This is a genomic window from Oleiphilus sp. HI0080, assembly GCF_001635135.1.
Window position 1 is genome coordinate 1 of the sequence record NZ_LWFU01001148.1, and the last position, 695, is coordinate 695.

1 protein-coding gene is annotated in these 695 nt (G+C 47.6%); it reads left to right on the plus strand.

Going from position 1 to position 695, the window contains the following annotated elements; translation table 11 throughout:
* The coding region (locus A3751_RS23270) for a hypothetical protein (protein ID WP_082863417.1) at positions 1-564 on the plus strand (564 nt) is incomplete at its 5' end.
* Between the last annotated feature and the right edge of the window lie 131 nt (positions 565-695).

Sequence of the window (695 nt, forward strand, 5' to 3'; positions counted from 1 at the left end):
CCCTACAAATACGCTCGCTATTGTTCTGCTTGGCGTAAGCTCGCCTTGTTTGATGCCGCCAAGTTAGGCCTTGAAGGCCGAGTCTTATTTCTTGATCTGGATATTGTGATTTTGCGATCTATAGAGCCTCTATTTGAAGGCGCTGCGCCGTTTATGATGTTGGAAAACTGGTATCAGCCTGGAAAGGGTCAGGCCTCTGTAATGCGTTTTGATGGCGATAGCATGAAGCCTGTTTTAACGCGTTATCTTGCGGATCCGATTGCGGTGTTGGAAGAGTTCGTGACAGAGCAGGAATATATTTGGGCGAAAGCCATTAGTGGGGCATCATTTTTTGATGATCGCTTGTGCCTTAGTTTCAAAAAACATGTCATGCATTCGGGCTTGATGCGTTTTTCCTCTCGCCATTACGAGACGCCTAGAGGAGCGAGCATGTTGGTGTTTCATGGTCGCCCAAATCCACCAGACGCAATTAGAGGAGAGTGGGGTAAGCCGATGCCTAGGTTGAAGCGTTGGTGGAAAGGACTAAAACCTTGTCCGTGGATTGCAGAGTATTGGCGAGAGTAGCCGCTGGGCTTATTTTTTCGTGAGGCTTTGCTGGTAAAAGTGCATAAAATCGCACCAGTTTTGGTCAGTCCAAATAATACCGTGTCGAACCTGTTCCTTCATGAAGCTGCGTTGCAATCGTTCCAGCATTC